This is a genomic window from uncultured Dokdonia sp. (assembly GCF_937910895.1).
Taxonomy (GTDB): Bacteria; Bacteroidota; Bacteroidia; order Flavobacteriales; family Flavobacteriaceae; genus Dokdonia.
Window position 1 is genome coordinate 1 of sequence record NZ_CALEMI010000121.1, and the last position, 13,953, is coordinate 13,953.

General features: G+C 36.6%; 10 protein-coding genes. 4 read left to right on the forward strand and 6 right to left on the reverse strand.

The window, feature by feature from the left end; genetic code table 11:
- Positions 1-98: 98 nt before the first annotated feature.
- From ychF to Q0505_RS14365, 6 genes are all read right to left on the reverse strand, one after another.
- A complete protein-coding gene (gene ychF, locus Q0505_RS14340; RefSeq protein ID WP_299214122.1) occupies positions 99-1,193 on the reverse strand; it encodes a redox-regulated ATPase YchF in 1,095 nt (364 codons plus the stop codon).
- A gap of 127 nt (positions 1,194-1,320) precedes the next feature.
- The gene (locus Q0505_RS14345) at positions 1,321-2,703 is read right to left on the reverse strand and encodes a hypothetical protein (protein WP_299214125.1); all 1,383 of its coding nucleotides are present in this window, start codon (positions 2,701-2,703) and stop codon (positions 1,321-1,323) included.
- A gap of 62 nt (positions 2,704-2,765) precedes the next feature.
- A complete protein-coding gene (locus Q0505_RS14350; RefSeq protein WP_299214128.1) occupies positions 2,766-3,593 on the reverse strand; it encodes an alpha/beta hydrolase in 828 nt (275 codons plus the stop codon).
- A 125-nt stretch (positions 3,594-3,718) separates the two neighbouring features.
- Positions 3,719-3,937, reverse strand: coding sequence for a hypothetical protein (locus Q0505_RS14355; protein ID WP_299214131.1), 219 nt, complete (start codon positions 3,935-3,937; stop codon positions 3,719-3,721).
- A 293-nt stretch (positions 3,938-4,230) separates the two neighbouring features.
- Complete coding sequence (locus Q0505_RS14360; protein ID WP_299214134.1) at positions 4,231-4,746, reverse strand: hypothetical protein; 516 nt, start codon at positions 4,744-4,746, stop codon at positions 4,231-4,233.
- A gap of 322 nt (positions 4,747-5,068) precedes the next feature.
- Complete coding sequence (locus Q0505_RS14365) at positions 5,069-5,938, reverse strand: alpha/beta fold hydrolase (RefSeq protein WP_299214137.1); 870 nt, start codon at positions 5,936-5,938, stop codon at positions 5,069-5,071.
- Between the two features lie 206 nt (positions 5,939-6,144).
- Between Q0505_RS14365 and Q0505_RS14370 the strand changes: the two genes are divergently transcribed.
- The 4 genes from Q0505_RS14370 to Q0505_RS14385 all read left to right on the forward strand — a co-directional run bounded on the left by Q0505_RS14370 (position 6,145) and on the right by Q0505_RS14385 (position 13,862).
- Positions 6,145-9,018, forward strand: a complete 2,874-nt coding sequence (locus Q0505_RS14370; RefSeq protein ID WP_299214140.1) for a pitrilysin family protein — start codon at positions 6,145-6,147, stop codon at positions 9,016-9,018.
- Positions 9,019-9,710: 692 nt separating this feature from the next.
- Positions 9,711-11,159, forward strand: a complete 1,449-nt coding sequence (locus Q0505_RS14375) for a BCCT family transporter (RefSeq protein WP_366519424.1) — start codon at positions 9,711-9,713, stop codon at positions 11,157-11,159.
- A gap of 334 nt (positions 11,160-11,493) precedes the next feature.
- A complete protein-coding gene (locus Q0505_RS14380; RefSeq protein ID WP_299214141.1) occupies positions 11,494-13,041 on the forward strand; it encodes a DUF262 domain-containing protein in 1,548 nt (515 codons plus the stop codon).
- A 41-nt stretch (positions 13,042-13,082) separates the two neighbouring features.
- Entirely contained in the window at positions 13,083-13,862 is a 780-nt protein-coding gene (locus Q0505_RS14385) for a hypothetical protein (RefSeq protein WP_299214143.1), read from the forward strand.
- Positions 13,863-13,953: the final 91 nt, after the last annotated feature.

The window sequence follows — 13,953 nt, forward strand, 5'->3', positions numbered from 1 at the left end:
AACTGAGTTAAAAACTGAAAGAACCAAAATCTTCAAAATACAAAAGACCGCCTAAATTGTTTTTAGACGGCCTCTTTGATCTATGTTAATAAAGAAGTTTACACGTTAAAAAGGAAATGCATCACATCGCCATCATCAACAATATATCCTTTTCCTTCTACGCTTAGTTTTCCTGCTTCTTTTACTTTGGCTTCACTTCCGTAAGTGACAAAGTCATTATATTTAATAACCTCAGCACGAATAAATCCTTTTTCAAAATCTGTGTGAATTACCCCCGCAGCTTGTGGTGCTGTAGAACCCACAGTTATCGTCCAAGCTCTTACTTCTTTTACACCCGCCGTAAAGTAGGTTTGCTGATTTAATAATTTATAGGCACTACGAATCAACTTAGCACTTCCAGGTTCATCTAGTCCAATATCTGCTAGAAACATCTGGCGTTCTTCATAATCATCAAGTTCTGTGATATCTGCTTCTGTACCTACAGCAAGCACTAATACTTCTGCATGCTCATCTTTTACATTTTCTCGCACAAGATCTACATAGGCATTCCCATCCACTGCGCTATTTTCATCGACATTACAAACATACATCACAGGTTTATCGGTAATAAACTGTAAGGGTTTTACAAACTCTTCTCGTGCTTTGTCATCTATTTCAATGGCACGTACAGAAATCCCTGCTTCCAGTCCTTGCTTCAATTTTAATAATACCGCTTCTTCGGATTGCGCTTCTTTATTTCCAGTTCGCGCAGCACGTTTTACTTTATCTAATTTTTTATCAACGGTATCAAGATCTTTTAATTGAAGTTCGATATCGATCGTTTCTTTATCGCGTATAGGATCTACGCTTCCATCTACGTGTACAATATTATCGTTGTCAAAACAACGCAATACGTGCAAAATCGCATCGGTCTCACGGATATTTCCCAAAAACTGATTTCCCAATCCTTCTCCTTTGCTTGCTCCTTTTACAAGGCCGGCGATATCAACAATATCTACCGTTGCTGGAACAACACGTTCTGGATTGACGAGTTCTTCTAATTTTTGAAGACGTGGATCTGGCACATTGACCACCCCAATATTCGGCTCAATCGTACAAAACGGAAAATTGGCGCTTTGTGCTTTTGCATTCGATAAACAATTAAATAAAGTCGATTTACCGACATTAGGCAATCCTACGATTCCTGCTTTCATAATAGATACTTCAAAATGATTATTCTGTATGCTCCTGCCTCACGGCAGGCAAGTTCGCGAAAGCGGTATAACCCCACTTCGTTTTCAGCGTGCAAAGATACAAGGGAAGAAACAAAATAACATCATTTTATGGTGTAATTGTTTGTGCTCCTAAAGTGCCATACCATCGGGTAATGGTATTTTCTGCGGGTTTAAAACGCGGGGTGAAGTCAACGCTATTTTCAACACTTTCGGCGGTCGTACGGGTGTGCCATTGCCAGATATAACAGCCTGCAAACCAAGGTTCATCCCACAGCTTTTGAAACATGGCTTCATAAGCGAGTTGTTGGGTTTGGTCAGACTTTTTCTTGGTAAGTGCTCCTGTGATGGCGCCCCATTCCCAAGGAGCAATCGTTGCAGTATCATCACTTCGGTACCCAATTTCTGTAAACAAAATAGGTTTATGGTAATGAGCAGAAGCTTTTTTTAAGGCAGCAATATGAGTATCCCAACCTGTTTTAATGGTTTCTAGGTCTGGACTTTTTTCAGTAGTCAACGGAAAATAGGCTTGAATTCCAATATAATCCAACGCCGACCAAAACGGAATCCGTTCTATAGGATCGTCCCAATTGGCAGCGTATGTCAGTTTTCCAGAATAGATATTTTTAATCTTTTTGATAAATGGCAACCAAGCATCAGGTTGATGTTGGATGGCAGTTCGCAATTCTGTACCAATACAAAACAAGGGAACACCTGTCTTTTCGGCAATACGTGCATATTGCAACATCCGTTCTTGATAGCTTTCAAACCATCCTGACCAGTCTTCTTGTGAAAGTGTAATATTGGATCGCCAGCCGTCTACTAACCAGATATGTGGTTTTAAATGCACTCGGATTCCTTTTTCTTGTAAACGTCCAATCTGTGCGATCACCACAGAATCTCGACGGGACCAAACACCGGGTTGAACTTGACCGCTAACCTTAGGCGTTGTTTCACTTTGTTGATCTATAAATGGGATGACGGTAGCCCATTCTATATTATCTTTTATTAGATCTTTCGTCGCTTTTTGGAGATCTTCTTTATCATACGACCAAAACACACTCATCCCTCTATGTTTCCCATCTTTTTCATAAAGATTTGTCGCTTTTCCTGAGGTGTTTTCTATGCTGTAATCCCACGTATAATTAAAAAACTCTGAGCTATTAAAAGAGACAATTCCTTTGATACTCATGTATATTACAAATAGTGGAATCACTAAAGAAAAGCTAAATCGTCTCAGTGCCAGTGACCACCCTTTTTGCTTGAAGCCAAGTATAGTATAGCGTACAATGAGAAATAGGATGCAAACGAGCGTGAATAAAACATGAAATCCAATGAGAAAATTCTGGGTAGGCACAAAAACGCCTAATTGTTTAATTCCTTCTACAAAAGAAACGTTTGCTCTCCAAATTCCAAAACAATATAATAGCATAAACACACCCCATGTACTCAGGTATATTTTTAATAGGGTACGAAGTGTTTTCTTATACATAATCACTTTCTAAGAAAGAACAATAATTATTAGACGTCGCTTCTTATTCATCGTTACGTGTGCTATTCTTTTTCAAGAACTCGGTCTATAGTCTCTGTGTATTCTTTAAAATTGACAAGGTTATTATGCCCTCCGTCTGGAATGGTGATAAATTCTTTAGATGAAGTGCTGACTTTTTCAAACAGTTTCTGTCCGTTTTCATAAGCAACCACATCATCATCAGTTCCGTGATATATGGTAACTGGGCAAGAAACATCATCGATATGAAGATAGGTAGGCATTTTGTATTTTAATAATCTTTTTACAGGAAGCCATTTAAAACGTGATTTTGCTTCATCTTCTATACTATAAAAAGGTGTTTCTAAAGTGAGATTTTTAGGATTATTTTTACTGGCAACGTAGGTAGCAAAAGTGGTTCCTAGGCTTCTACCATATACGTGGATTTGGGATTCGGGATAGTTCGCTTTCGCGAAAGCGTACCAAACCTCACTATCGTTATACAGAGCCTGTTCTGGATGGGTTACTTGATCATTAGACGTCTCACTCTTGCCATAATTGCGATAATCCATCACGATCACTGCATATTCTTTTTGAACGAAAAAGCGAGTGATCTCTCCCCAACGTCTTACACTGCCTGCATTCCCATGGAAATATAAAATCACCCCTTTGGCATCTGGTACTGGAAAATGAAGCCCATGTAGTTGTACACCATCTTTTCCAGATTGATACACTTCTTCAAAAGGTTCTTCAAACTCAAACACATATTCTTTAGGTAATTGTTCGGGATGAAAAAGCATACTCTCTTGAAAAAAATAGAGTCCGCCACATAAAATTGCATAGATATTTGCCAAAATAAACAGGAGGATTGCGCCTCTTTTTAAGGTACGCATACGCGTTATTAATTTGTGATACACGAAGATACTTGTTTTTGAATCACTTCAAAATGTATTGGCAAAATTATAAGAAGTCAGCAGACAAGCTGTGGTTCATACCTATCTGCTGACAAACAGAGGGGTTATCCTCCTAAACCACCAAAACAAGTTAAGTTGTCATATACACATTGTTTATTACCTCCGCCTGTATCTATACACGCATAAATACAGAAAGGTTCTCCAGGTATTATACAGTCTGAATCAGTATTACACGTAGTTGGTACAGATCCTCCGCTTACTTGCTCTTGTTCTTTTTTGCTCAATTTCTGAGCGCCTTTTACATTTAAAATTTTCTTTAACATCACTTAAATAATTAAAATGATACATACTCTGACCAATTAAAGACATCCAGAGATTCTGTCTAAATAACTAGTTATGTTTGAGTTAAATATATAATAATATCAAATTGCATCCAAGAAACTTAGCCCAATATTCATGAATTTTAATAACATATCTAATTATCCTACAAAGGTTTACGTATGTGTATCATCACAAAAAAACCTTAGCGACTGCGACGGTAGCTAAGGTTTGGGGGATCACTTAAAAATATGTTGAATAGGTATATATTAATATCGAAATAGACTTTAATGGTCTGTTAGTTTCCTTGAAGTGATTCTGTTTCTATAGTTTCTGTTTTCGTACATCCACCAGATGTAACACAAGGTGAACAAATCCAACCGTATTCTGCGTGCTCTGTCGGACTACATCCTGCACTACACCCTGAACAAGTCACTGTACCACGGTTACTGATAACAGGACGCTTACTGTTAACCTCCTTCCCTAGCGTAATAGCAGTAGCAATTTTTACAGTTCCCTCTGCATTGGAAGCCATGAGGATCATATTAGATGTTTCGTCTCCTACCAAATCACCTGGTACAAAATCAAATCGCTCAAGGGTCACGTCATATCCTTGTTCTAGAAGCGTCTTTTCCCACTTTGCTTTAAGTCCTTCTTGGTCATTGATATGAAACTCTCCGTTTTCTTGTACACCAATAACCTCAGTTACTGCTGCTGCTGCTTCTGGTGTTTTTGTATCTTCATCTACAGTACAAGCATATACTAATGCTAATGCAATACATACGACTGCCATGATCATTTTTGAATTTTTCATAATAGTTTATTATTAAAAATAGTACCTACTCTCTTTATGAAGCTTTTCGGTTTCCGCTTTTGTAAAAACACCTGATCAGAGTATTCTAATACCTTTTATAAGTTGAACTTCCCGTAATAAAATCACTTTTTATTTTCTATTAAATTCAATTTATAACAGATATAATATTTTGATCCACTGAATAATAGATCAGTAAATCTTGTACGAAGATGGAAAGAAAAAATAGGGATTACAAGAAGTGTATCTCTGTTTTCAGGAATACAGATCAAACCATAACTACCTAAATATCAGTGTTAAATACTATAAACACTGTAGTGTTGGGTTATGCGTTTTTGCGTTTTGTGTTATGAATCACTTTAAAGCTAGAACCTTCTAAATTAGCTTCTTTAGGTGTAGAGGTAAGAATTTCTGTGAGCATTTTATGATAGCTCTCAAAGTTATTTAGGTTCTTATGACCGCCGTCTATAATGGTATAGAGCTTTGTCAATTTAGGTTTGATCTTAGAAAGCTTGACACTGGTTTTATACGGGATCAATTTATCGTCCGTCCCGTGGATAATATGAATAGGACATTGTACGTATTTAAGCCATTTATAGGTAGGCAAGGGATATTTTATTAACAGAGATAACGGCATAAAAGGGGCATATCGTGCCGTTACTTTGGTCAGACTATAATAAGGTGCGTCCAGAATTAACATTCTTGGATTATTTACAGAAGCAATCTTCGTGGCAAGCCCAGAGCCTAAACTACGTCCATATAAGATAATATGCTTTTCGTCTACATGCTCTTTCAATTTATTATAAATCACTTGCAAATCGCGCTTGAGTGCTTTTTGATTACGCCGCCCTGTACTTTTCCCAAAGCCTCTGTAATCCATCATGACTACATCATACCCATTACGTGTGAAATCGACAGCAAATTTTCCCCAACCCTTGATACTCTTAGAATTTCCTTTGAGGTATAAGACGATCCCTCTCGGCTTTTTTACCTTAAAATGAAGCCCATTGAGGACAGCGCCATCACGCGTTTCTATATTGTATTCATCGACTTCCTGATTTTCATAATAGAACTGAAAATCTGCGGGTAACTTCTCAGGCTTAAATAGAAAATAATCCTGTAAATAATACAGTAACAAACTTATAACGATATATATTATAAGAATGACTACTAATGTTGATACCCAATATGCCATCCTTAAAGGTAGGAAAAAATGATCACAGATATGAGTATGCTATTCTTTTACACTTTCGTGAAAACGTATACAGCACGAAACCCCTTAAAAACAACACTTCTTTTTAAAGCATATTCACCCTTTCAAATGTTAAATATTTTAACTAAAACACACTTTTATAGGCAATGAGAGTATTGTACCTTGTACACTTCTAAATCAACGAAAAAATGACGATACAAAAATCTTTACAACTAGCGTTTATGGCACTCATATTCTCTAGTTTTTTTATGGCATGTACAGATAGTACAAGCAGTGGTGATAGCGAAGAAAGCGCATCACTCTCTGTAGACTATGAAAAGTACGAACTTGAAAACGGACTTGATGTGATCTTACATCAAGATAAAAGTGATCCTATTGTTTCTTTAGCCATTCAGTATGGTGTAGGATCTAATCGTGAAAAAACGGGACGTACAGGATTTGCTCACCTTTTTGAGCACATGCTCTTCCAAGAGTCAGAAAATGTACCTCAAGATCAATTCTTTAAAAAGATTCAAGATGCTGGAGGAACTCTGAATGGAGGAACTTGGAAAGATGGCACCATCTATTATGAAGTCGTTCCTAACAATGCGATGGAAATGGTGATGTGGTTAGAAAGTGATCGTATGGGATACCTTATTAATACGGTAACTGAAGCTGCTTTTTACAACCAACAAGAAGTCGTTCAAAATGAAAAGCGTCAACGTGTAGATAACAATCCTTACGGACATACCAACTGGGTACTTGATAAAAACCTCTATCCAGAAGGACATCCGTACAACTGGCAAGTGATTGGAGAACTAGTAGATCTTCAGAACGCAACAATTGATGATGTCAAAGAATTTTATGCAAAATACTACGGTCCGAACAATGCGACACTAGTACTAGCCGGAGATTTTGAAACCGAAGAAGCCAAAGCCATGATCGAGAAGTATTTTGGCGAAATCAAACGAGGACAAGACGTTCCAAAACTTGAGCCACAACGTGTGACTCTTGAAGAAACCAAGCGTTTATACCACGAGGATAATTTCGCGCAAGCGCCACAATTAAATATGGTATGGCCCACGGTAGAGCAATATACAGAAGATGCCTATGCACTCAACTTCCTTGCAGAAATCCTATCCAGAGGAAAAGAAGCACCTATCTATGAAGTGCTTGTCAAAGAAAAAGAATTGACCTCAAATGCCTTTGCATACAACAATGCACAAGAATTAGCGGGAGAGTTTCATATTGTAGTCACTGCCACTGCAGGAAAAGATCTTGACGAGGTAGAAGCTGGAATTTTTGAAGCAATGCAACGTTTTGAAACCAATGGAATTAAAGAAGGAGATGTAGACCGCATCAAAGCAAGTCTGGAAACCGACTTCTATAACGGAATCAGTAGTGTACTTGGGAAATCTTTCCAAATGGCACGATATAATGTATTTGCTGGAGAACCAAGTTTTATCATTGATGATATCGAAAACATTAAGAAGGTTACCGAAGCAGACATTATGCGTGTATATAATACGTATATCAAAGACAAGCCTTTTGTATTGACCAGCTTTGTACCAAAAGGACAATTAGATCTTATTGCAGAAAATTCTATAAAGGCGCCTGTCGTTGAAGAAGCGATTACGGAGAATATTGTTAAAGAAGTAAAAGAAGAAGTAGATGCTGTAGCAGTAAAAACACCCTCTGTTTTTGACCGCTCTGTAGAGCCAGCACAGGGTCCTTCACCAGCATTAAACATCCCTAGTAGCTGGACAGCTGAACTTGATAACGGTCTGGAAGTATACGGTATTGAGCAAAATGAAATTCCTACCGTCAACTTTAATCTTGTGATTGAAGGAGGTCATCTATTAGATAGTAAAGATAAAAACGGTGTTGCCAACCTGATGACAGATATCATGATGGAAGGAACAGCGACAAAGACACCTGCCGAACTAGAAAAAGCAATCCAAAGCCTTGGGGCAAGCATCAGAATGTTTACTTCACGTGACGCTATTACCATACAAGGAAATACGCTGACACGTAACTTTGACGCCACGATGGATCTTATCGAAGAAATTCTTTTAGAACCACGTTGGGACGAAGAAGAATTTGGACGTATTAAAATAGCAACCGTTAATAGCATTAAGCGTTCTAGTGCCAATCCAAATGTGATTGCAAATAATATCTATACAAAAACATTGTACGGAGACAATCATATCTTCTCATATCCAACAAGCGGTACAGAAGCATCTGTAAATGATATTACGATGGATGACTTAAAAGCGTTTTACAACAACAATTTCTCGCCATCTGTTAGTAGATTCCATATTGTAGGAAAGATCAAAAAAGAAAGTGTCCTTGAAGCCTTAAAAGATCTTGAAACGAAATGGGCTGCAAAAGAAGTTACTATTCCTACCTATGAGATTCCTACACAAAGAGATAAGTCTTCTTTATTATTTGTAGATGTCCCAAATGCAAAACAATCGGTGATTAATATTGGATATATCGGACTGGCACGTTCTGATAAAGACTTCTACCCTGCCGAAGTGATGAATTATAAATTAGGAGGTACTTTTAATAGTGTTGTAAATTCTATCCTTCGTGAAGAGAAAGGATATACCTACGGAGCACGTACCAATTTCAGCGGTACAAAAATTCCTGGAACCTTTACGGCTTCTTCTAGCGTACGTACCAATACCACAGGAGAATCTGTACAAATCTTTAAAGATGAGATTGCGCGTTACAAAGAAGGAATCACAGCAGAAGACCTTGACTTTACCAAGAATGCGTTGATCAAGTCAAATGCACGACGTTTTGAAACACAAGGCGCTTTATTAGGGATGTTACAAGAAATGAGTGCCTACGATCTTGCTCCTAATTATATTGAGGATGAAGAAGCAACCGTTCGTAATATGACCTTAGAGCAGCACAAAGCGCTTGCTAATAAATACCTTGATGAATCAAAAATGGCGTACCTCGTGGTAGGAGATGCCGCTACTCAATACGCACAATTTGAAAAAATGGGCTTTGATGAAGTGATCTTGCTGGACAAAGACGGTAATGAAATAAAAACGAAACCTGTAAAACAGTAGTTACTTTTTAAGTAATTGTATCCAAAGGGACGTCGAAAGATGTCCCTTTTTTTATTGATAAAAAAAGAAAACAGATTCTGACATATCTATTATTTATTTCCCATTGCCTTCCTCTCATTCCTAAAGTCATTCGTCGGAGGCAAGGAAGGAAGCGAAAAATAGAACACAATGACTAGCAAAGAATATGCCCACCCTTTAGGACGGGGTAAAAAGGGATATTCGACTGAAATTTTCAATTTTCAAAAATATCTAAATAATTTGTTTCTGGCCTTCGAAAGGTTGTCGTAAAATTTGAAGTGAAAATTCCGTAGAATTTCATACTGTCTGAGCATAGCGAGTTTATGAAATTCAGGAATTGAACAAAAAATTTAGACAAGGTTTCGCCAGCCTAGTCTTTTTTGGTTCTTTTTTTGGCAATGAAAAAAAGAATAGAAAGAATATATAAATCTCTTCATCTTTCGTTTCCCATTACCTTCCTCTCATTCCTAAAGTCATTCGTCAGAGGCAAGGAAGAGAAGATAGTATTTTGAAATTCCCGCCAGAGTTTATTCTGAATATCACACTGAGCTTGTCAAAGTGCGATCGTCAAAAGACGGGAATAAAAAACATATTTTAACTACCTTAGTCCTTGATCATAAAACCAATATTCCCTGACACTTTTAGCACACATCAAAAAATACCCAGTTCTTACGATTTCTATTGGAATCCTCCTGCTATTTGCAGGCTTTGTATTTATCAATACTGAGGGTTTTTACACGGCTATTGAGGAATCCTCTTTGTGGGTCCGCACGTGGTTTGGACGTTTCTATCTGTATCTAGGATTATTTTGTGTCCTCTTTATGGTGGGTTTGGCGATTTCCCCTTTCGGGAAACAAAAATTAGGCAGTCCAGATGATGTCCCAGAGTTTTCGCGTTGGGCGTGGATTGCTATGCTTTACAGTGCGGGCATGGGGGCAGGGATTCTCTTACGAGCCGTGCAAGAACCTGTATTTATGCAACAAAATCCGCCGATACAAACGAATGCTTCGGTAGACATCATCGCCTTAGAATACACCTTTTACCAATGGGGATTTACCGCTTGGGCATTCTACGGACTCTTTGCGCTGGTTATAGGCTATTCCCTTTTTACCAAAAAACGTTCGGCGCTCATCAGTGCGTCTATTCATAGCATCACCAAACACCGACTTCCCAGACATGGGATTGATATTCTTGCAACCGTCACTACTGTTTTTGGACTCGTTGGCGCTGTGGGATTAGGCACGACACAAATCAATGGCGGTCTCAATCACATCACCCAAGGAAATTTTGGATTGTGGACGACCATTGGGATTACCGTGTGCATCGCTATTCTCGCCTTTCTTTCGGTTTGGAAAGGAATGCACAAAGGCATCAAACGCATCTCTACGCTTAACATTTGGATTACGCTTGCCATTCTGATCTATATATTTATTCAAAGCGATATGGTGGCGGTTTTGTCCGCTTTCGCGAAAGCGGTTATCCACTACATCAAAGATTTTATTCCACTCAGTCTTGCGTTGGGAGATTACAATCCCGGCGAAGCCTTCTTAACAGATTGGACCTATTATTACTGGGCATTTTGGATCGCTTGGGCACCGTTTACAGGCATCTTTATCGCCCGTATCTCTCGAGGAAGAACCATCAGAGAATTGTTGCTGGGTGTCTTAATCATTCCGGCGATGGGGACATTTTTTTGGTTTAGCGTCTTTGGCGATAGTGCCTTTACCCTCATCGAAAGTTGGGGAAGCTATAACAACGAATTTGGCAACGTATTTTCTTCCATTTTTGTCTTTTTTGAAAACTACCCATTAGCCAGTGTACTCAACATCATAACGATTATCTTATTAATTAGTTTTCTCGTCACCTCAGTAGACTCCGCTGTCTTTGTGCTGAGTATGTTTACCGATGAAGGCAACCCCGAACCCAAACGCAGACATCGTCTTATTTGGTCTGTTGGTATTGCCTTATTTGCTATCGCTATGATTGTCCTGGGTAATGCCCGTCCAGAGGTTGACGTACTCCAAGCCCTCCAAAAGTTATTGATTATCACTTCCCTCCCATTTGCATTATTTATGGTGGTGATGGTAGGGGTGTTTTTATGGGATGTGAGGAAGGGGAAGTAGAGGTTTTGGGAAATGCTTCTATTTAAAATAAGCGAGTCTATTCTTTTTATTTTATTAGAGTACGGAAAACAGTAACGATATACTAAATATGATAGGTATGTTTATAAGCGTTACAAACGTTTATAAGTGCTTTTAGTCGTTTGTACTCAGCAAAACAAAAACTACGAAATGAACATATCACATGAAGTTTGCTCAGAAACAAGACGTTATAATTCATTTTAGAGAAAAATAGAGTAGATTTGTTGATAAACACACACAATAGAAATATCACACATGTACGATATACAGTAGTTGGGCACAATTAGAGGAAACGCAGTAAAAACAAAAATAAAGAATGGCAAAGGTAAACTTAGATGCAATTATACCAAGAGAAGATTTTGAAGTAATAGGAAGTCAAAACTCTACTAATTTATTCAACTCAATATCGATTTCTAATTTTACAGGTGGCTTCTTTTACCCATTTTTAAGAAAACCAGATTTTCAAAGAGAAACGAATGAATGGGATGCGAAAAAAATTGTTGAATTTATTGAGAGCTTTATTAATGGAGAATTAATACCAGCAATTATTCTTTGGAGAAATAATACTGGTTTATATTTTGTTATTGATGGTGCTCATAGACTTAGTGCATTGATATCTTGGATAAAAGACGATTATGGAGATGGAGAAATTTCTCAAAAATTATTTGGAGACAGTTTAAATGAAGAATTTAAGGACATTGCAGAAAGAACAAGGAAATTAATCAACAAAAGGATTGGAAAATATCAAGATATAATAAATGCACCACTTCAAGAAAATGGAAATGAGGACCTAATTCAAAAAGCAAAAAATTTAGGTGCTTTTTCGATACAAGTTCAATGGGTAGATGGAGACGCCAAAAAAGCTGAAAAATCATTCTTTAAAATAAATCAACAACCCTCTAAAATTGACCCGACTGAATTAAAAATTCTTGAATCTAGAAAAAAAGGAAATTGTATAGCAGCAAGAGCTATTATTCGAGGAGGTCAAGGACATAAATATTGGTCTGACTTCTCGGCAGAAATTCAAGCAGATATTCAAAAAATATCAAAAGAAATTCATAATATAATTTACAATCCTACATTAAGAACACCAGTAAAAACATTGGATATTCCAATTGGTGGAAAACTAGCTTCGGCACAAAGTTTACCTCTTATTTTAGAGTTTGTAAATATGAGCAGTAATATTGGTCCAAATTTTTCAGAAAATCTAGATGATGATATAGATGGTTCACAAACATTGAGATATTTAAAAAATGTAAGGAAATTAGCTTGGCGTTTAAATAGTGTTCATCCTTCGTCTCTTGGTTTACATCCAATTGTATATTTTTATTCAATAGAGGGCAAACATAAGCCAGCTTCGTTTTATTTCACATTAGCGTATGTAAAAGAACTAGACAAAAGAAACAAGTATAACGACTTTATAAAGACTAGAGAGAAGTTTGAAGAATTTTTACTCGGTTATGAATATATTATTCAGCAAATATCAAGAAAATATAGAAGTGCATTTAAAGCTATTCCACACGTAGTTGAATTTTACACCGAAATAAATAAAAAATTATTAGACGGTAAATCTGTAAAAGAAAGTGTTCAAGAAATAATTCAAACTACTAAATTTGATTATATAACCTTACAATCAACACCAGAATCTAAAGAAATTTTCAGCAACTTTACAACAGATTCCAAATCTGAAGTTTTTATAAAAGAAGCTTTGAAAAATGGTGTCAAATGTCAAATTTGTAAAGGATTTATTCATAAAAACTCAATTACTATCGACCATATTGACAGAAAACAAGATGGAGGAAAAGGAAATCCAGAAAATGGACAAATAACTCATCCTTATTGTAATACGACTTATAAAAATTAAATAACTGTGCCCAAGACCGTTTATATTTAAAACTATCGATAGTGAAGTCAATCTCATATGAAAATCATTTTGTTGCGTTTGTTGATATTCTAGGATATGCGAATCTAATAGATTCTGTTTCTGACAAAGAAGCGATTACTTTAATACAGAAACTAGATAGTCTTATTAAAAAATCTATTGATGAGCTAAAAAGTCTCAATAAATGGAACGAAAACTCATTTCAAATTAACTTATTTTCTGATTGTTTTTGCATTTCAATTCTTAAATCTAGAAGGAATTTTGACCCATTTATGCAATTAATCCCAAGAATTCAGAAAAACTTCCATCAAGAAGGAATACTTCTTCGAGGTTCACTTGCAATCGGAAAGCACTATTCGAATGATAGATTAATTTTTAGCAAAGCTTTAGTAGAAGCCTACCGCAATGAATCAAGTAAGGCAATATATCCAAGAATTTTAATTCCTAGATATTTTATAAAATATGTAAATGAGGAATGTGATTATGATGAACAAATCTGGTTAAGAGAAACTTATTCTTGGGAAGATAAAACCGATAGACAAATATTTATTGACTACATAAATTTTATGCCGTATGATAGAACTGATGAACCAAATCACAATGGAAAAGATTTAATTATTCATAAAAATTATATTTTGGAAATGCTCACCAAACATCGTGACAATTCCAAAATATTTTTGAAATTTGAATGGCTCGCAAATTATCATAATTCGTGGTGTTTACATTTTTATCCAAAAAATAAAAAACAGAAAATAGATTATGAAATAAATGAGATTAGAATGGGACCATTATTCCATAAATAACTGTGCCCAACACCGGTAACCGTTGCACAAGTCCATAATTCTGACAAAAACAACTCATTTAAAGCCTCGCTACCGATGCTTTTTTTATATC